This is a genomic window from Pseudomonas sp. BIGb0558 (assembly GCF_024807515.1).
Lineage (GTDB): Bacteria > Pseudomonadota > Gammaproteobacteria > Pseudomonadales > Pseudomonadaceae > Aquipseudomonas > Aquipseudomonas yamanorum_A.
In genome coordinates, this window is the sequence record NZ_JANUEW010000038.1 from 32,845 (window position 1) to 51,965 (window position 19,121).

General features: G+C 59.6%; 18 protein-coding genes. 3 read left to right on the top strand and 15 right to left on the bottom strand.

Features of this window, described 5'->3' with window-relative positions; all coding sequences use genetic code 11:
- Nucleotides 1-49 precede the first annotated feature (49 nt).
- From M2400_RS28055 to M2400_RS28075, 4 genes are all read right to left on the bottom strand, one after another.
- Nucleotides 50-1,432 (bottom strand): pitrilysin family protein, encoded by a 1,383-nt coding sequence (locus M2400_RS28055; protein ID WP_259199847.1) that lies wholly within the window; start codon nt 1,430-1,432, stop codon nt 50-52.
- 57 nt (nt 1,433-1,489) lie between these two features.
- Nucleotides 1,490-3,148 (bottom strand): Na/Pi cotransporter family protein, encoded by a 1,659-nt coding sequence (locus M2400_RS28060; protein WP_003214770.1) that lies wholly within the window; start codon nt 3,146-3,148, stop codon nt 1,490-1,492.
- Between the two features lie 294 nt (nt 3,149-3,442).
- Nucleotides 3,443-4,210 carry a TerC family protein gene (locus M2400_RS28070; protein ID WP_003214768.1) on the bottom strand — a complete coding sequence of 256 codons (768 nt, stop codon included), beginning with the start codon at nt 4,208-4,210 and terminating at the stop codon, nt 3,443-3,445.
- A 65-nt stretch (nt 4,211-4,275) separates the two neighbouring features.
- On the bottom strand, nt 4,276-5,583 hold the full coding sequence (locus tag M2400_RS28075; RefSeq protein WP_076013340.1) for a CitMHS family transporter: 1,308 nt from the start codon (nt 5,581-5,583) through the stop codon (nt 4,276-4,278).
- A gap of 271 nt (nt 5,584-5,854) precedes the next feature.
- On the opposite strand from M2400_RS28075, the gene M2400_RS28080 reads away from it, so the two are divergent.
- The gene (locus M2400_RS28080) at nt 5,855-6,256 is read left to right on the top strand and encodes a GFA family protein (protein WP_259199836.1); all 402 of its coding nucleotides are present in this window, start codon (nt 5,855-5,857) and stop codon (nt 6,254-6,256) included.
- Here M2400_RS28080 and M2400_RS28085 read toward each other — a convergent pair.
- The 11 genes from M2400_RS28085 to M2400_RS28135 all read right to left on the bottom strand — a co-directional run bounded on the left by M2400_RS28085 (nt 6,253) and on the right by M2400_RS28135 (nt 16,353).
- Nucleotides 6,253-8,214 carry a DUF4105 domain-containing protein gene (locus M2400_RS28085; protein ID WP_259199831.1) on the bottom strand — a complete coding sequence of 654 codons (1,962 nt, stop codon included), beginning with the start codon at nt 8,212-8,214 and terminating at the stop codon, nt 6,253-6,255. The two genes, M2400_RS28080 and M2400_RS28085, sit on opposite strands and share 4 nt — an antisense overlap.
- Nucleotides 8,211-8,531, bottom strand: a complete 321-nt coding sequence (locus tag M2400_RS28090) for a DUF2388 domain-containing protein (RefSeq protein WP_177043533.1) — start codon at nt 8,529-8,531, stop codon at nt 8,211-8,213. Before M2400_RS28090 ends, M2400_RS28085 begins: the two co-directional genes overlap by 4 nt.
- 26 nt (nt 8,532-8,557) lie before the next feature.
- Nucleotides 8,558-8,866 (bottom strand): DUF2388 domain-containing protein, encoded by a 309-nt coding sequence (locus M2400_RS28095; RefSeq protein ID WP_177043532.1) that lies wholly within the window; start codon nt 8,864-8,866, stop codon nt 8,558-8,560.
- A 106-nt stretch (nt 8,867-8,972) separates the two neighbouring features.
- Nucleotides 8,973-9,293 carry a DUF2388 domain-containing protein gene (locus tag M2400_RS28100; RefSeq protein ID WP_084042613.1) on the bottom strand — a complete coding sequence of 107 codons (321 nt, stop codon included), beginning with the start codon at nt 9,291-9,293 and terminating at the stop codon, nt 8,973-8,975.
- A 154-nt stretch (nt 9,294-9,447) separates the two neighbouring features.
- Nucleotides 9,448-9,642: a DUF1127 domain-containing protein gene (locus M2400_RS28105; protein WP_259199820.1), complete on the bottom strand. Its 195-nt coding sequence runs from the start codon at nt 9,640-9,642 to the stop codon at nt 9,448-9,450.
- Between the two features lie 263 nt (nt 9,643-9,905).
- Nucleotides 9,906-10,121 (bottom strand): DUF1127 domain-containing protein, encoded by a 216-nt coding sequence (locus tag M2400_RS28110; protein WP_003214752.1) that lies wholly within the window; start codon nt 10,119-10,121, stop codon nt 9,906-9,908.
- A 318-nt stretch (nt 10,122-10,439) separates the two neighbouring features.
- On the bottom strand, nt 10,440-11,933 hold the full coding sequence (locus M2400_RS28115; RefSeq protein ID WP_177043530.1) for an acetyl-CoA hydrolase/transferase family protein: 1,494 nt from the start codon (nt 11,931-11,933) through the stop codon (nt 10,440-10,442).
- Between the two features lie 179 nt (nt 11,934-12,112).
- Nucleotides 12,113-13,549 carry an NAD(P)(+) transhydrogenase (Re/Si-specific) subunit beta gene (locus M2400_RS28120; RefSeq protein WP_003214748.1) on the bottom strand — a complete coding sequence of 479 codons (1,437 nt, stop codon included), beginning with the start codon at nt 13,547-13,549 and terminating at the stop codon, nt 12,113-12,115.
- Nucleotides 13,549-13,869, bottom strand: coding sequence for an NAD(P) transhydrogenase subunit alpha (locus tag M2400_RS28125; RefSeq protein ID WP_003187417.1), 321 nt, complete (start codon nt 13,867-13,869; stop codon nt 13,549-13,551). The genes M2400_RS28120 and M2400_RS28125 overlap by 1 nt, the downstream gene beginning before the upstream one ends.
- A 15-nt stretch (nt 13,870-13,884) precedes the next feature.
- A complete protein-coding gene (locus M2400_RS28130; RefSeq protein ID WP_177043529.1) occupies nt 13,885-15,006 on the bottom strand; it encodes a Re/Si-specific NAD(P)(+) transhydrogenase subunit alpha in 1,122 nt (373 codons plus the stop codon).
- A 447-nt stretch (nt 15,007-15,453) separates the two neighbouring features.
- A complete protein-coding gene (locus M2400_RS28135; RefSeq protein ID WP_177043528.1) occupies nt 15,454-16,353 on the bottom strand; it encodes a LysR family transcriptional regulator in 900 nt (299 codons plus the stop codon).
- A 157-nt stretch (nt 16,354-16,510) separates the two neighbouring features.
- Between M2400_RS28135 and M2400_RS28140 the strand changes: the two genes are divergently transcribed.
- Together M2400_RS28140 and M2400_RS28145 are read left to right on the top strand one after the other, a co-directional pair.
- Nucleotides 16,511-17,692: an acyl-CoA dehydrogenase gene (locus tag M2400_RS28140; protein WP_177043527.1), complete on the top strand. Its 1,182-nt coding sequence runs from the start codon at nt 16,511-16,513 to the stop codon at nt 17,690-17,692.
- A 13-nt stretch (nt 17,693-17,705) separates the two neighbouring features.
- Entirely contained in the window at nt 17,706-18,926 is a 1,221-nt protein-coding gene (locus tag M2400_RS28145; RefSeq protein ID WP_177043526.1) for a CaiB/BaiF CoA-transferase family protein, read from the top strand.
- The last annotated feature ends 195 nt before the right edge of the window (nt 18,927-19,121 follow it).

The window sequence follows — 19,121 nt, forward strand, 5'->3', positions numbered from 1 at the left end:
GAAAAAATCCCAGACAGAATAACGTTTTAGCCGTTTTCTCGGGGCCTGATTACGCAATCCCTTTGCGATAACGCCACACGCCGAGCAACACAATCGTGATCAGCCCTAGCGCTCCGGCGGCGATCCAGTTGAGCGTGTCGTAGCTGAACAGCGGTTTCTCGATGCGCCAGTAGCCGTTCTGCTTGAACAGCTCGCGCATGGCCTGGTTGGTTTGCTCCAGGCTGACGGCCTTGATGCGCTTGGCCGGGTCGCTGAAACGCCCCTTGGCGTAGTCGCCCGAGGCGCTCCAGTAATAGTCGGCCAGCGCGCTGTTGCCCTGAACCGCCCACGCCTGGCGGGCGATTGCGGCTTGTTGCAGGCGGGCGAAGGTGGCGGGGTCGAGGCCGTCCTGGAGTAGTTGGGCCTTGAGGGCTTCCAGCACATGCTCGGCTTCGGGCAAGTCTTCGCGCTCGAGGTCGGCGTTGAGGCTCATGAAGCCTACGCCGCCCAGCACTTCGCGTTCGCTCCACGGGCCGTAGGACAAACCATGCTGCAGCCGCAGTTGGCGATACAGCGCCCAGTCCAGGTAATCCTTTAGCAGGTCGAAGGTTTCATCGTACTGGTCGTCCAGCACCGGCTCGGGGAATAACCAGTGCAGCTTGGCGTTGTCGCCGACCCAGCCGTGGATCAGGTCGCGGCGAATGGCGGCAGCGTGTTGAATGTCCGGCAGTGCGCGATGTTCGGTGGGGTCAACCGGATCAAGGGCGCCGTAGGTGCGCTCGAGGTAGGCCGGCAACAGCTTGTCGAGGTCGCCGACGATGATCAGGGTCATGTTGTTGGGGGCGTACCAGGCCTTGCGCAGTTTTTCCAGCTGGTCGCGGGTCAGGTGGTCGACATCGGCCCGCTCGGCGCATTTGAGGCCCAGCTCCACCGCCAACTGACTGCTGGCCTTGTGGCCGAGGTCCTGACGATCCAACAGGCGTTGCAGGTGCGAGTAGTGGCCGCCGTCTTCGCGCTCCACCACTTGTTTGGCCGCGTTGATATTGGCGTCGGTCAGTTCGGTGCGGGTGACGATGGCCAGCAGCAGGTCGAGTACCTTGCGCTGGTTTTGCGCCGGGGCCTCGATGACGAAGGTGGTGTCGGCGTTGCTGGTGTAGGCGTTCCAGTCCCCGCCGAGGGCTTGCATGCGCTCTTCCAGCTCACCTTCGCCGCCACCGTCGATCCCGCTGAACAACAGGTGTTCCAGCAGGTGCGGCAGCTCCTTGTCTTCGCAACTGAAGTCGTCGAGGCCTACACCCACCACCAGGCGAATGGCCACGTGGCCGCGCTCGGTGCCCGGTTTGAGCAGCAATTGCAGGCCGTTGGGCAGTGTGTAGCCCTCGACTTGCAGGCGGTCAAAGGCAAAGGTGTGTGCCGAGCCCATGAGCAGGCAGGCGAATAGCAGGCGACGCATAACAAGCTTCCTGGCGAGTGAGGTCCTTGTTAACTGACTTCGCTCGCCACCTTACGTTCAGGGCGAATGGGTGATGTCGGCAATATCGTCCGCCGAGAGCGCACCGGTATCGGTGGTTTCCAGCACCACATACGCGCTGCTGCAGAACAGCGAGTTGAGGCGCTTCATGTCGGCAATCAGCTCGAGGTGCAGGGAACTGGTCTCCAGGCTCTGTACGATTTTACGTTGCAAGCGACTGACATGGGCGTGGGCCAGGCGACGCTCCTGGGCGCGAAAGCGACGTTTTTCCCGCAGCAACTGCCGGGCGCTTTCCGGGTCGGCGCTGAGGAATACCGACAGGCCCAGTCGCAGGTTGGCGATCAACTGGGTTTGCAGGCCCGCGAGCTCTTCCAGGCCGACTTCGGAGAACGAGCGGCGCTGGGAGGTTTTTTGCTGTTGGACCTTGCGCAGCATGCGCTCGATCAGGTCGCCGGCCAGTTTCAGGTTGATCGACAGCTCGATGATTTCGGCCCAGCGTCGGCTGTCCTGCTCGCTGAGGTCTTCCCGGGGCATTTGTGCGAGGTAGAGTTTGATCGCGCTGTAGAGCGCTTCAACGTCGTCGCTCAGGCTGCGCATTTCCTGGGTGATGGCGGTTTGCTTGCCTCGCAGCACTTCCAGCATCGAGGTCAGCATATTGTCGATCAGGTCGCCCAGGCGCAGGGTTTCACGGGCGGCGTTGGCCAGTGCCAGGCTTGGCGTGGCGAGCGCCGCCAGGTCCAGGTGGCGTGGCTTGGCCAGGCCGTTGACCTCTTCGCGCTCCGGCAGCAGCCAGGCGCACAAGCGCGACATTGGGCCGATGGTGGGCAGCAGGATCAGGCAACGGATGACGTTATAGAGCAGGTGGAAGGTGATCACCATGCCTTGGGCGCTGTAGTCCAGATTGTCCATCCACCCGACCAAGGGGTCCAGGACCGGAATGATCAGCAGCAAGCCGATCAATTTGTACAACAGGCTGCCCAGGGCCACCTGGCGGCCGGCGGCGTTTTGCATGCTGGTGCTGAGGAAGGCCAGCACGCCGCTGCCGATGTTGGCGCCGATCACCAGGCCGATGGCCACGTGCAGGCCGATCACGCCGGCACCGGCCAGGGTCGCGGTCAGCAGGACGGCGGCCAGGCTGGAGTAGGAAATCATCGCGAACAGTGCGCCGACCAGGGCGTCGAGCAGGATATCGCCGGTCAGCGAGGCAAACAGGACTTTGACGCCCTGCGCATGGGTAATGGGGCCTGCGGCTTCGACGATCAATTGCAGCGCCAGGATGATCAGCCCGAGGCCGATCCCGACACGGCCCATCTGCCCGGCACGCGTCTGTTTACGCGACAGGAAGAAAATCACCCCGAGAAAAATCAGCAGCGGCGACAGCCACGACAGGTCAAAGGTCAGCACCCGTGCCATCAACGCAGTACCGACGTCGGCACCGAGCATGGTCGCCAGGGCGGGCATCAGGCCCATCAGGCCCTGACCGACAAACGAGGTCACCAGCATCGCCGTGGCGTTGCTGCTTTGCACCATGGCCGTTACCAGGATGCCGGCGATAAACGCCAGCCAGCGCTTGGACATGTTCTGCCCGATGACCTGGCGCAAGTTGGAACCGTAGACCCGCAGGATGCCGGTACGGACGATGTGCGTGCCCCAGATAAGCAGGGTCACGGCGGAAAGCAGATTGAGCAAGGTCAGCATGCTCGGCCCCCCGTGTGGGTTAGCTCAAAAAGAGCAAATAAGAATTGCCGCGTGCCGTTCTACGTCTTGTACTTAAGCTGTAGTTGGCGAATGGGCTCTGCGCCAGCATCGCATAGCTAAAGTCGGGATTGAAACAAAACTGTCATGAAATCAGTTTTTTGCAGATGACAAAAACGACTGTAGGAGCGAGCTTGCTCGCGAAAAACCCCAGGACACCGCGTTTAACCAGACAGCACGCGTGATCGTTGACGTTTTTCGCGAGCAAGCTCGCTCCTACATGTGTTCAGCGCAGATTTATTGACCCGGAATGTCCTTGCGCAGTTTCACAGGGTCCTGCTGTTTCTTCTTTTTCGCGATGGCGGTGCGCATCTTGATGTTCACCGCTTCCACCGCCAGGGAGAACGCCATGGCGAAGTAAACGTAGCCTTTTGGCACGTGAACGTCGAAGGCTTCGGCGATCAGCACGGTACCCACCACCAGCAGGAACGACAGCGCCAGCATTTTCAGCGACGGGTGTTTGTCGATGAAGTCGCTGATGGTGCCAGCGGCCAGCATCATCACCAGCACGGCGACGATGATTGCGGCCACCATTACCGGTACGTGGGAAACCATACCGACGGCGGTAATCACCGAGTCCAGGGAGAAGACGATATCGATGATTGCGATCTGGATGATGGTGTAGATGAACTTGCCACCGGCGCCTTTTGGCTCGTCGTGGGTTTCGTCTTCACCTTCCAGCGCGTGGTACATCTCCTGGGAGCTTTTCCACAGCAGGAACAGGCCACCGAAGAACAGGATCAGGTCGCGGCCCGAAATGCCTTGGCCGAACACCACGAACAGATCGTCGGTGAGGCGCATCACCCAGGTAATCGACAGCAGCAACAGGATCCGCGTGACCATGGCCAGGGCCAGGCCGAAGATCCGGGTACGCGCCTGCATGTGCTTGGGCATGCGGCTGACCAGGATCGAAATCATGATGATGTTATCGATGCCCAGGACGATCTCGAGGGCCGTCAGGGTGAAGAAAGCAATCCAGATTTCCGGATTGGTCAGCCATTCCATGTGTATTCCTTTGAACGAGTGTTAGACCGCGCGAGCCTTAAGAGCCAGCGCGGTGGGTTGTACGATTATAGAGTGCTGAACAGCGGAAAAATCCCCATCAGCAATGCGGCGACCATTATGCACAGGCACACCAGTACCGCCCACTTGAGGGTGAAGCGCTGGTGATCGCCAAATTCGATACCCGCCAATGCCACCAGCAAGTAGGTCGATGGAACCAATGGGCTCAACAAGTGCACGGGCTGGCCAACGATTGAGGCGCGGGCCATTTCCACGGCGGTGATGCCATAGTGGCTGGCGGCCTCGGCCAGTACGGGAAGTACGCCGTAGTAGAACGCATCGTTGGACATGAAGAACGTGAACGGCATGCTCACCAGTGCGGTGATCACGGCCAGGTAAGGGCCGAGGGCGTCGGGGATGACCGCCAGCAGGCTCTTGGACATGGCATCGACCATGCCGGTGCCGGACAGGATGCCGGTGAAGATACCGGCGGCGAAGATCAACCCGACCACCGCCAATACGCTGCCGGCGTGGGCGGCGACGCGGTCTTTCTGCATTTGCAGGCACGGGTAGTTGACGATCATCGCGATACTGAAGGCCACCATGAACAGCACGGGCAGCGGCAGCAGGCCGGCGATCAGGGTGCACATCAGGGCCAGCGTCAGGGCGCCGTTGAACCAGATCAGCTTCGGACGGCGGGCGTCCGGGTACTGCGAAACGCTGATTTCGCTGTGGTCAATTTCGTCACCGTGCAGGTGTAGTTCACCGAGGCGCGCACGTTCGCGCTTGCCGTACATGTAGGCAATCACCAGGATGGCAACCACGCCGGCCAGCATCGCCGGGATCATCGGTACGAAAATGTCCGAGGGGTCTACATGCAGCGCACTGGCGGCACGGGCGGTCGGGCCGCCCCATGGCGTCATGTTCATCACGCCGCCGGCCAGGATGATCAGGCCGGCCATGATCCGTGGGCTCATGCCGATGCGTTTGTACAACGGCAGCATGGCGGCCACGCAGATCATGTAGGTGGTGGCACCGTCACCGTCCAGCGAGACCACCAGGGCCAGTACGGCGGTGCCGACCGAGACCTTCAGCGGGTCGCCCTTGACCAGCTTGAGGATCTTGCGCACCGCCGGGTCGAACAGCCCGGAGTCGATCATCAAGGCGAAATAGAGGATGGCGAACATCAGCATCACGCCGGTGGGCGCGAGCTTGGTGATGCCTTCGAGCATCATCGGGCCGATCTTCGGCGCAAAGCCGCCGAACAGCGCGAACAGGATTGGCACGATGATCAGGGCGATCAGCGCAGACAGGCGTTTGGTCATGATCAGGAACATGAACGTGATGACCATGGCAAAGCCAAGGAAAGTCAGCATAGGAATACTCCAGGCGTAGCGCGGCTAGGGAATGGCGAACCGGTTGGGTCAGCGCAGAACGAAAGGCACGAGGCGTACGGGTGGAGTCGGGGCAAACAGGCGGGTACGAGCAGACATCGGGAATCACCATTGTTGTTGTTAACAACCGGTCTGTTGCCGGTAGTGGTGGGCGATCCTAGTCCCGGAAGCTTTCAGCCAGCTTTCGGTTAAGAAACAGGCTACGTTGAGTGACGATCGGTCTTATATGAAATAGAGGCGCAGGAGGTTGCGTATGCATGAGCAACACCAGGGAGGCTGCCATTGCGGCCGGGTGCGTTATCAGTTCAGCGGGGCATTGGTGGATGTTGCCCACTGCCACTGTTCGATTTGTCGTCGGGTCAGCGGTGGGCTGGTGACCACCTGGATCACCCTGCCCCGGCCCGCGTTTGCGTGGATGGCGGGAACACCGGCGCAGTACGAATCGTCATCGACGTGCGTGCGGTATTTCTGTTCGAACTGTGGGGCGCACCTGGCGTTGGAGACTCGTCTGAGTCCCGAGAGTATCGATGTGACCATCGCGACCCTGGATCACCCGGAGCTGGCCCCGGCAGATCGGCATATCTGGGTAGAGAGCCGATTGCCGTGGCTGCACCTGGATGAACAGTTGCCGCAAGAGGATGGGGAAACGCTCTAGGGCAACTCGAACCCGCCGGAGGCCTTGTGCAGCGCCCGCAAGTGCTCGCCCAGCTGCTTGAGGTTGGCTTCACACGCGGCAATCTCCGCTGCGCGGGACGGCTCCAGCAGCGCCCTCACCTCTTTGTCCAGGTCGCCGGTCAGCGACTGCAACTGCTTCTGGCGCGCGGCGCTTTCCGATTCCAGGCGCTGTGATTCCGCTGGCTGTGGCAGGCCGTAACCGCTGGTGCCCAACAGCTCTGCCGGGCGGCTGAGGAAGCCGCTATTGGCGAGGATCTGCTGCAAGGTCGCGTTGGCCTTTTCCATGCCGCCGTTCTTCAGCTCGCGGGCACCGAGGTAGCGTTGTTTGACTTCATCCTGGGCCAGCATCAGTTGCTTGCGAAAGCTTGCCTGTTCCAGCAGCAGCAAGGCTGCGCTGGTGCGCAGGTCTGCTTCGGCAAACCATGGGCGACGTTCTTCGGCACTCAATGACAGCCAATCCTCGACCTCGGCCTGTTTGATCGGCAGGCGCTTTTTCAGCACATCGAACATCGCCTGATAACGCTCGCGGAAGGAGTCGAAGTGATAGCCCAGTCGCAGTGCGCGTTTTTTGTCATCCAGCACGCTGGTGTCGGCCAGGCCCCTACCCTTGAGAACTTCCAGCAGGCCATTGGGCGTAATGTTGTCCAGGCCGGTCAGCTGCGGGTTGGCGCTGCCGCTGCGTAACAGTTTCAGGCTCTCCACCGCGCAGTTGTTGGAGATGAAGAAGTAATTGCCGTCGTAGCTCCAGTGGATTTCGGCGGCGTGTTCGACGGTGTCGTTGATCTCCTGGCGTGTCAGTTTCAGCGGCACCGACGCCAGGCCACGCAGTTCGGTCTTGGTGTACTCGTCGATGACCTGTGACAGCGGCAGCACGAACAGCCGTGACGGGTACTTGCCGATCAAGCCGTCCCAGCTCGACAGTTGTACGTCACCGACGAATGCGCGGTAGGACAGAACCAGGTGCTGGTCCAGGTCCAGCCGGCAGTCCGGGCCCCGCGGCCGGCCTGGGGCGCAGATCACCAGGCGCAACATGCTATGGCCCCAGCGGCTTACCAGGTTCTGGTTGGCCTCGGCCAGCAAGTAGTCGATTTCGTAGACACGCTCGGGGTCGACCTGGCCCAGTGGGGTCTTGGCGAAGTCGTTGCCGGCATTGAGGAAGGCGTAGGTTTTGGCGCAGGTGTCCTTGGCCGGTGGTGCCCAGCCAAAGTGTTCCTTGTAATAGCGGTACAGCGAAGGCCGGCGGCAGGCGTAGCTCGGGTCGAGGAGGAAGTACTCCATGTTGACCGCGACGAATTCCAGCGGGCTGGTGGTTTCGTAGATGTCCGGGCTGCGGGCGACCTGGTGGTTGTTCTGTTCGCGTTCGCCGCGACGCCCCACGTATTGCGGCCAGCCGGCAAGGTCCAGCAGGCGTGGGTCATCGCTGAGGGTAAAGCGGCGATCGTTCTGGCCACGGCATTGATCGGGCAGGCCGATCAGGCCGGTGATGTTGTTCTGGCGGCTGCAACGCTGGATCAGCGTGCGGTCGGCGCTGGACCACAAGCGGGCGCGGTCGTAGATGTGGGTCAGTTCATGCAGCACGGTGGCGAGCATTTCCCGGCGCACGGTGCCATGGGGGCGGTTGGTCTTTTGTGTCGCGGCACTGCCGTCGGTGAGGCTTTCCAGCAGGTTGCTGTTGAGGTCCAGTTCCGACACCAGTGAAGCCTGGCCGTAGGCGTTTTCGGGCATCTTGTCGGTCCAGCCGACGTCGATGGTCCGGTCCAGTTGCTCGATGAAGCGCGGCGGCAACGCCTGCATCGCCTCATCCAGCAATGCCTGGCTGGACTGCTGCTGGGCCGGGCTCAAGCCATCAGTCTTGAGCCGTAGTTGCAGGGCGGCCTGAGCCGCGCTGGCGCCGAGCAGCAGAGTGCCGGCCAGTAGCCAGGCGGCAATTCGCCTCACAGTGCGAGGATAGCTTCGGCGAGGACCTGGTCGCTGGCGTCGCGGGCTTCTGGCACGCGGGTTCGCAGGGTGTCGAAGGCGGCTTCCAGTTGGGCGCCGCGAATCTCGCCATTGCTGGCGACGAAACTGGCGGCATCGTCATGGGCTTCGCGCACGACTTTGGAGTCGCGGATGGACGTGGTGGTGTCCGACGTGAAATCAATGGTACGGGCCGAGGCACGGACAATGATGTTACTGGTGGCCTTCAGGGTTTGTGCCTGGGCAACACCGCCCAACAACAGCAGGCCGAGAGCAGCGGCGATCAGCGGGCTACGCATGGAATGACTCCGAAATACAAAGATGATTATTGGACGAGAATTGCTTGAGCCAGTTCAAGGTCACTGGCGTTAAGTTTTGGCTGGTGGTGCCGCAGGTAATCCAGCGCTGATTCCAGCCGGGCTCCCCGCCATTGGCCGTCAGTGGCAATGAAAGCGGCAGCGTCATCCTGGGCGGCCAGTATCAGTTTATGGTCGAACGGCGCGGAGGTCACTTTGCTGGTGGCATACGCACTGACAACGAGGCTCTGGGTGGACAGGTCAAAGGCCGGAGCTTGCGTGGACCAGCAGGTGCAAAACACGACGGGAGCGATCAACAGGCGGTAAGAAAAAGCCATGGGACTCGACAACTGGAAGCGAGCGCCAAGGCTAGCGCAATGCCCGGGCGAGAGCCAGCGCTGGGGATCCATCAAGCGCTGGCATTCCCGTCTTCCCTGTCTGCGGTCAGATGGCCAGGATCGCCTGGGCCAGTTGAGCGTCAGTCGCGGTATTCAGTTGTGGAGCTTGTTGGCGGATTTGGGCCAAGGCGCTTTCCAGCTTCACGCCGCGGATCGCGCCTTCGCTGGCGACAAAGCTGGCAGCATCATCACGGGCGGCACGTACAACTTTGTTGTCGCGCAGGGAGGACGTGGCATCGGAGGTCGCATCGGAGGTGGCTTTCAGGGCGCCGACGATCGAATCCGTGGTCACGATCAGGCTTGAGGCGTTGGCATTGGCAGCCAGGGTCAGCAGGGCTGCGGTGCTCAGCAGGCGAAGACGGGACATGGGTGACTCCTGTAAATGAACGAATAAAGGCGGCACAAAGCCGCTACTTGATCAGCGGGACCATGGGCATCAGACGCCCGTTCTACAGGGTTCGCCACGTGGTAGTCGGATATTAAGCTGCCGTTTATCCGTTCGGATAGTCACTCCCTGGTGATTACTCGCTCCAGAACGATTTGGATAGCTCGGCTGCTCGGTCGCCGTGGCTGATGCCAGCGTCAGATAATTCCCGCGGGTCCAGTTGAGCCAGCAACCTGCGTGTACGGGCACGTTGCTCCCAGCGGGCGAGTGCCAAGGCCGTGCGCCGCAGCAGTCGTATCAATAGAGGGCGGTGCTGGGCTTGGGTCTTCATGGCGAGCGCCTTTCATGAGGTTCTGGAACACCATGTTGGGCGGGAAGATTTTACCGGTACAGATACATCAGGGTTAAATTGTACTGCTTAATTGTTATGTTTTTTAAACTGTACCTATCGATATGAAAGCCTATTGTTTTTGCTCTTGAAAATCCAAACCCCAGAAACAACAAAACCCGCCTCCGGTTACCCGGGGCGGGTTTTGCTTGATCAATTCTGAGTGCTGGCGGTGGACCCGGTGGGTCAGGGCCAGCGGACGCTAATTAGCGCCAGAACGGCTTGCTCAGCTCTTCGTAGCGTTGTGCTTCGCTGATACCGGCGTCAGCCAGCAGACGCGAATCCAGACGAGCCAGTTGATGGCGGCTGGAGATGCGGCGCTGCCACAACATCAGGTTGGCGAGAACGCGCAGAGGCAGGGAAGCCTGGGTGTTTACAGCTTTTTCTTCGAAGAACAGATCGGAACTGAGTGTACGTTCCATGATGACATCCTTCCGCTTGTGGCGGGATTAGGTAGTGGTTTAACTGATGCCAATGATCCTCCTCCGGCGCAATACTCTCTAGATACAGTTCGCCTGTATTGTGAGGGGCCAGTTAACTGTTTATAGGGGCTGTACTGTACGAAATTGGGGCAACTGTACCTGTCGGCACTTTTATGGTGCGTTTTAGGTGTATTTGGCGGTATGAGTAGGATTTTTCGGTAGGAAATGACCGGTACAGCAGTACAGTTTTTTTAAAAATATGGGTTGGGAAGCTCGGACTGATGAAACTGTGTTTGCATCAGTCCGAATCTGTATCAATCACGCCTTCAGCATATGCCCGGTTTCTTCCAGGTTGATGTGCCAACTCAGTGCCTCCCGCAGGATATGCGGGGTGTGACCGCCCAGTGCGCAGGCTTGGGTGAAGTAAGTGTTCAGGGCGTCGCGGTACGCCGGGTGCACGCAGTTGTCGATGATCACCCGGGCCCGTTCCCGCGGCGCCAGGCCGCGAAGGTCTGCCAGGCCGACCTCGGTCACGAGGATGTCGACGTCATGTTCGGTATGGTCCACATGGCTGACCATCGGCACTACGCTGGAAATCGCCCCGGCCTTGGCAATCGACTTGGTGACAAAGATTGCCAGGTGCGCGTTGCGCGCAAAGTCACCCGAGCCGCCAATCCCGTTCATCATCCGCGTGCCGCAGATGTGGGTGGAGTTGACGTTGCCGTAGATGTCGAACTCCAGCGCGGTGTTAATGCCGATAATGCCCAGCCGCCGCACGACTTCCGGGTGGTTGGAAATTTCCTGTGGCCGCAGCACCAGTTTGTCTTTGTAGCGTTCCAGGTTGCCGAACACGTCAGCGTTGCGCCGTTCCGACAAGGTAATCGAGCTGCCCGAGGCGAAGCTCAGCTTGCCGGCGTCGATCAGGTCGAACGTGGAGTCCTGCAGTACTTCCGAGTACATCGTCAGGTCTTCGAACGGCGACTCGATCAGGCCGCACATCACCGCGTTGGCAATGTTGCCGATACCCGCCTGCAATGGGCCAAGCTTGTTGGTCATGCGGCCGGCGTCGACTTCTTCTTTAAGGAAGTTGATCAGGTGATTGGCGATCGACTGGGTGTCGCTGTCGGGCGGCGTCACGGTGGAGGCCGAATCTGCCTGGTTGGTGATGACGATGGCGACGATCTTCTCCGGCGGGATCGGGATCGCGGTGCTACCGATACGGTCGTCCACGGCCACCAACGGAATCGGCGTGCGGGTCGGGCGATAGCTCGGGATATAGATGTCGTGCAGACCTTCCAGGTTCGGGTTATGCGCCATGTTGATCTCGACGATCACCTGCTTGGCGAAAATAGCGAAACTGGCGGAGTTGCCCACGGAAGTGGTCGGCACGATATGGCCTTGCTCGGTGATCGCCACGGCTTCGATGACCGCAATGTCTGGCAGCTTGAGCTGATTGTTGCGCAGCTGCTCGACCGTCTCCGACAGGTGTTGGTCGATAAACATCACTTCGCCGGCGTTGATCGCCTTGCGCAGGGTGCTGTCCACCTGGAACGGCATGCGTCGCGACAGTACGCCGGCTTCGGTCAGTTGCTTGTCCAGGTCGTTGCCCAGGCTGGCGCCCGTCATCAGGGTGATTTTCAGCGGCGAGGTCTTGGCGCGTTCGGCCAAGGCGTGGGGCACGGCCTTGGCTTCACCGGCGCGGGTGAAGCCGCTCATGCCGACGGTCATGCCGTCCTGGATCAGTGCGGCAGCGTCAGCCGCGCTCATGACCTTGTTCAACAACGAAGGCAAGCGGATACGATCACGGTACATGGATTGTTATCTCGGGCTACGGAAGCAAGATGCGCAGTCTAGTGATTTCAAAAAATTTCGTCCCGCTACCATGGTCGAATGCCAGGCAGCGATTTAGAGCCTTTTGTCGGTTTTCATCGGCAATAAAAAACCCCAGCCTACTAAAGGCCAGGGTTTTGGGTATTGCGCTGGCGCAGTGTTTATTCGACGGCCTTGACCATGTCTTCGATGACCTTCTTGGCATCGCCGAAGACCATCATGGTCTTGTCCAGGTAGAACAGTTCGTTGTCCAGGCCGGCGTAGCCGCTGGCCATCGAGCGTTTGTTGACGATGATGGTCTTGGCCTTGAACGCTTCGAGGATCGGCATGCCCGCAATTGGCGACTTGGGATCGTTCTTGGCGGCCGGGTTGACCACGTCATTGGCGCCGAGCACCAGCACCACGTCGGCCTGGCCGAACTCGGAGTTGATATCTTCCATCTCGAACACTTGGTCGTAAGGTACTTCTGCCTCCGCCAGCAGCACGTTCATGTGTCCAGGCATGCGACCGGCGACCGGGTGGATCGCGTACTTTACGGTCACGCCGCGGTGGGTCAGCTTCTCGGTCAGCTCTTTCAGTGCGTGCTGCGCCCGCGCCACTGCCAGGCCGTAGCCCGGGACGATGATCACGGTATCGGCGTTGGTCAGCAGGAAGGTCGCATCGTCAGCCGAGCCGGATTTCACCGGGCGCGCTTCTTTCGAACCGGCCGGGCCTGCTGCGTCAGCCGTGTTGCCGAAACCGCCGAGCAGTACATTAAAGAAGGAACGGTTCATCGCCTTGCACATGATGTACGACAGGATCGCGCCGCTTGAACCCACCAGCGAGCCCGCGATGATCAACATAGAGTTGTTCAGCGAGAAGCCGATGCCCGCCGCAGCCCAACCGGAGTAGCTGTTGAGCATCGAGACGACTACCGGCATGTCTGCGCCGCCGATCGGGATGATGATCAGCACACCCAGCACGAACGCCAGGGCCAGCATCAGGGCGAAGGCGCTGAGGTTGCCGGTGAACATGAAGGCCAGGCCCAGGCCCAGGGTCAACAGGCCCAGCACCAGGTTCAGCTTGTGCTGACCGCCGAACTGTACCGGTGCGCCCTGGAAGAGACGGAACTTGTACTTGCCCGAGAGCTTGCCGAAGGCGATGACGGAACCGGAGAAGGTAATCGCACCGATGGCGGCGCCGAGGAACAGCTCCAGGCGGTTACCGGCGGGAATCGAATCGCCCAGGTGCTTCACGATACCCAGGGATTGTGGTTCCACGACCGCAGCGATGGCGATGAATACGGCAGCCAAGCCGATCATGCTGTGCATGAATGCCACCAGCTCCGGCATCTTGGTCATTTCCACGCGCTTGGCCATGATCGAGCCAGCAGTGCCGCCAACCAGCAGGCCTACGATGACGTAGCCAATGCCGGCGGTCGCCAGCTCAGCGCCGAGCTTATAGATGAGGCCCACGGTGGTGAGTACCGCCAGCGCCATGCCAAGCATGCCGAACAGGTTGCCCCGCCGAGAGGTGGTTGGGTGTGACAAGCCCTTGAGGGCCTGGATAAAGCAGATCGACGCGATCAGGTAGAGCGTCGTGACGAGATTCATGCTCATTACTTCGGCGCCTCTTCTTTTACTTTCGGGGCTTTCTTCTTGAACATCTCAAGCATTCTGCGGGTAACCAGGAAACCACCGAACACGTTGACCGCCGCGAGTGCCACGGCGAGGGTGCCCATGGTCTTGCCCAGCGGCGTCACGGTGAGCGCGGCGGCCAGCATGGCGCCGACGATCACGATCGCTGAAATCGCGTTGGTCACGGCCATCAGCGGGGTGTGCAAGGCCGGGGTGACGTTCCAGACCACGTGATAACCGACATAAATCGCCAGCACGAAGATGATCAGGTTGTAGATACCGGGGGAGATAAGCTCTTCCATCGTCTGAATCCCTGCTTAGGCGTTTTTGCGGATGACTTGGCCGTCGCGGCACATCAGGCACGCGGCGACGATGTCGTCTTCGAGGTTGATTTCAAACTGCCCTTCCTTGGTGAAGACCAGCTTCAGGAAGTCCAGCAGGTTGCGTGCATACAGCGCCGAGGCATCGGCGGCGACGGCGCCAGCCAGGTTGGTCGGGCCGCAGATGGTCACGCCGTTTTCCACGACCACCTGGTCGGCCACGGTCAGCGGGCAGTTGCCGCCTTGGGCGGCTGCGAGATCGATGACCACCGAGCCCGGCTTCATCTGTGCGACGGTCTCGGCGCTGAGCAGGGTTGGCGCCTTGCGGCCCGGGATCAATGCAGTGGTGATGACGATGTCGGCCTGTTTGGCGCGTTCGTGCACGGCCAGGGCCTGACGCTGCATCCAGCTGGTAGGCATCGGGCGCGCGTAGCCGCCAACGCCGACGGCGCATTCGCGCTCTTCATCGGTTTCGTAGGGCACGTCGACGAACTTGGCGCCCAGGGATTCGATCTGTTCCTTTACGGCCGGGCGCACGTCGGAAGCTTCGATAACCGCTCCCAGGCGTTTTGCGGTGGCGATCGCCTGTAGCCCTGCTACGCCGGCACCGAGAATCAGCACGCGCGCGGCTTTCACCGTACCCGCGGCTGTCATCAGCATTGGCATGAAGCGCGGGTAGTGATGGGCGGCGAGCAATACAGCCTTGTAGCCGGCAATGTTTGCCTGGGAAGACAGCACATCCAGGCTCTGCGCGCGGGAGGTGCGCGGTGCGGCCTCAAGGGCAAAGGCGGTGACGCCATGCTCGGCCAGTCGGGTGATGGTTTCGTTGCTGAACGGATTGAGCATGCCCACCAACACGGTGCCGCTTTTGATCAGCGTGAGTTCGCTGTCATTCGGGGCGACCACTTTGAGAATCAGCTCGGCACCGAACGCATCGCTGGCGCTGCCAATGGTGGCGCCCGCCGCTTCATAGGCACTGTCGACGACACTGGCATTGATGCCTGCCCCGCTTTGCACAGTGACCTTGTGGCCCTGGCCGATCAGCTTCTTGATGGTTTCCGGGGTGGCAGCCACCCGCGTTTCACCGGTCTGGGTTTCGAGAGGAACACCAATGTGCACGTCAAATCTCCTGCATGATCTTTTTGCTTTGATTTTTGTAAAAAGGCCAGTGCACCGCGAGAGGTACATCTGGGCGGCCGATCAGCACGATCCCGCTGAAATACAGCGGGGCGCGGCATTTTGCAGGCGAACTTTACGGCCTTCAAGAGATTATGACGGGTGACGAAAAATTAACTACAAGTCACCCTGTGACTGATTGTCGCAATGCTTGGATATAACTCCTTTAAATACAGGTAATTAAAGGGGTTTGGCTAAAATATTGGCTTTTCGCCATCGCCAACGTGAATGGCTGTGTATCGCTGTGACTTTATGCCTACAGACCAATACAGGCGTGGCTTTAAGGCTGATTCAGAGTCAAAAGATACGGTCTTCTAAATTGCGACATATATATACATATGTAGGTATTTTTATTTGCTGACTACAGAGTCAATAAGTTTGACTTTCCCTTTAGATATTGGGGTTGTAGCGTAGTGACTGGTCGATCAGCCAGTCTCTGAACGCGTGGAGAGAAGCAGATTCGACTTTTCTCTCTGGAATCATCAAATAGTAAGCCTTCGAGCTCGCCAGTACCTGAGGGCTTGCGACCACCAGGTGCCCTTCGTTCAATTCCCTTTGAATGAGGAACGGCGGGATCAGTGCAATGCCCATGTCGTGCATGGCTGCCTGGGACAACATGGAGAATAGCTCGTAACGCGGGCCTGTCATGTCGCGGGGTATGTCCAGCTGTTGCGCGTTGAACCATTGGCGCCAGGCATAGGGTCGAGTGGTTTGCTGCAGCAGGGGCAGTTCGGCGATTTCCTGCGCGCTGAAGTGCGCGCGCTCACCCAGCAAGCGTGGGCTGCACACTGGGAGCGGGTTTTCTCCCATCAGTTTGTGGGATTCGGTACCGGACCAGTCGGCATCCCCAAAGTAGATCGCCGCGTCGAATTCAGTATCGGCGAACAGGAAAGGTCGTGTGCGGTTAGTCAGGTTGACGGTGACCTCCGGGTGCCGGTGCTGGAAGTCCTTGAGGCGCGGGATCAGCCACTGGGTACCAAAGGTCGGGACCACTGCCAGTTCGATGACGTTGGTGCCCTGCTGGCCCATTACCGACAGAGTGTCGCGTTCGACCGCGTCCAGCTGTGTGGCTACTCGGCGGCTGTAGGAAAGCCCGGCTTCTGTCAGTTTCACGCCTCGGCGCGAGCGCCGAAATAGCTCGACACTCAAAAACTCCTCAAGGCTGGCGATCTGTCGGCAGATTGCGCCTTGGGTGATCGAAAGCTCCTGCGCAGCCTTGGTAAAGCTCTCGTGGCGGGCTGCCGCCTCAAAACTGACAAGCGCCGTGGTGCTGGGAATCTTTCTGCGCATGTACCGTAGCCTCACAAGTGAAATGCATCTATGCCGGTTATGGATGTTTCGGAGTGAGAAATTAGCACAACGCTATGCAAAAACCTCGTTTGCCCTCCTCGTCTGCCCGGCCTAGGCTCCATGCACGACTTTTGATTTACTTCGCGAGGAATCACTCATGGGCGGTAAGGCAAGCTTCAACTGGATCGATCCACTGCTGCTGGATTCACAGCTCACTGAAGAAGAGCGCATGGTGCGCGACAGCGCCGAGCAGTTCGCCCAGGACAAGCTGGCGCCGCGTGTGCTCGAAGCCTTTCGACATGAAAAGACCGACCCAGCGATCTTCCGTGAAATGGGCGAGACCGGTTTGCTGGGTGCCATGATTCCCGAGCAGTACGGTGGTAGCGGTTTGAACTACGTCAGCTATGGCCTGATCGCTCGTGAAGTGGAGCGTGTGGACTCCGGCTACCGTTCAATGATGAGTGTGCAGTCTTCGCTGGTGATGGTGCCTATCAATGAGTTCGGCACCGAAGCTCAAAAGCAGAAATATCTGCCCAAGCTGGCTTCTGGCGAATGGATTGGCTGCTTTGGTCTGACGGAGCCCAACCATGGTTCCGACCCAGGCGCGATGATTACTCGTGCACGCAAGGTGGATGGCGGCTACAGCCTCACCGGCAACAAGATGTGGATCACTAACAGTCCGATTGCCGATGTGTTTGTGGTGTGGGGCAAGGACGATGCGGGCGACATTCGTGGCTTCGTATTGGAAAAAGGTTGGAAGGGCCTGAGTGCCCCGGCGATTCACGGCAAGGTCGGGCTGCGCGCCTCGATCACCGGTGAGATCGTCATGGATAACGTTTTTGTTCCTGAAGAAAACATCTTCCCGGATGTGCGTGGTTTGAAAGGCCCCTTCACATGCCTGAATTCGGCGCGTTACGGGATTTCTTGGGGCGCGCTGGGTGCTGCGGAATTCTGCTGGCACACCGCGCGCCAGTACACCCTTGATCGTCAGCAGTTCGGGCGGCCATTGGCGGCAACCCAATTGATCCAGAAGAAACTTGCAGACATGCAGACGGAGATCACCCTCGCCCTGCAAGGTTGCCTGCGGTTGGGCCGCATGAAGGATGAAGGTACTGCGGCGGTGGAGATCACGTCGATCATGAAGCGCAATTCCTGCGGCAAGTCCCTGGACATTGCCCGGATGGCGCGTGACATGCTCGGTGGCAACGGTATCTCCGATGAGTTCGGCATTGCCCGCCACCTGGTCAATCTTGAGGTGGTGAATACCTATGAGGGTACCCACGACGTGCATGCGCTGATCCTGGGTCGCGCGCAAACCGGTATTCAGGCGTTCTATTAATAGGAGGACGACCATGGGCGCGCTATCGCACCTGCGGGTACTGGATTTGTCTAGAGTGCTGGCGGGCCCTTGGGCTGGGCAGATACTTGCGGACCTTGGTGCTGAAGTGATCAAGGTCGAGCGGCCCGGTAACGGCGACGACACTCGCGCCTGGGGCCCTCCCTTTCTCAAGGATGCGTATGGGGAGAACACCACTGAGGCGGCCTATTATCTGTCGGCCAATCGCAATAAGGAGTCGGTGACCATCGACTTCACGCGGCCGGAAGGCCAGAAGCTGGTGCGTGACCTGGCGGCGAAGTCCGACATTCTGATCGAGAACTTCAAGGTGGGTGGCTTGGCGGCCTATGGGCTGGATTATGAGTCGCTCAAGGAGATCAATCCGGAGTTGATCTACTGCTCGATTACCGGTTTTGGCCAGACAGGTCCTTATGCGACGCGGGCGGGGTACGACTTCATGATCCAGGGGCTTGGTGGGCTGATGAGCCTGACTGGCCGTCCCGAGGGTGAAGACGGTGCTGGGCCGGTCAAGGTGGGGGTGGCGCTGACGGATATCCTCACGGGGCTTTATTCTACGGTGGCGATCCTGGCTGCGATGGCTCATCGGGATCATGATGGCGGCGGTCAGCATATCGATATGGCGCTGCTGGATGTGCAGGTGGCCTGTCTGGCCAACCAGGCGATGAACTATCTGACGACGGGTGTCTCTCCCAAGCGTCTGGGTAATGCTCATCCGAATATTGTGCCTTATCAGGATTTCCCCACAGCGGATGGCGACTTCATTCTTACCGTGGGTAACGATGGGCAGTTCCGCAAGTTCGCTGAGGTGGCGGGTCAGTCGCAGTGGGCGGATGACCCGCGGTTTGCCACTAATAAGCTGCGAGTGGCCAATAGGGCGACGCTGATTCCATTGATCCGCCAGGCGACTGTATTCAAGACCACCGCTGAATGGGTGGCTCAGTTGGAGCGTGTGGGTGTGCCTTGCGGGCCAATCAATGACTTGGCGCAGGTGTTTGCGGACCCGCAAGTAAAGGCCCGCGGGTTGGCGATGGAGTTGCCTCATGCGTTGGCAGGGATGGTGCCCCAAGTGGCCAGCCCTATGCGGCTGTCCAAGACCCCTGTTGAATATCGCAGTGCGCCTCCGTTGTTGGGTGAGCATACCCACCAGGTGCTGCAGCAAGTGCTGGGTTTGACGCAGGCGAATGTGTCGGCGTTGAGGGAGGCTGGGGTCATCTAAGGCTTCCCTTCTATATAGAGGGCTGTTGAGGTGCTCTATCTCTATATAGAAGAGGAATATTGGTCGATTTTTAGCCAAAAGTGCCTATTTGATAGAAAACCTGAATTAAGGGTTGACGGCAGATTCTGGAAGTCTATAATTCGCCCCACTTCCGGCGCAGTCGAAACGGAAAACTCCTTGGTAAACAAAGAGTTA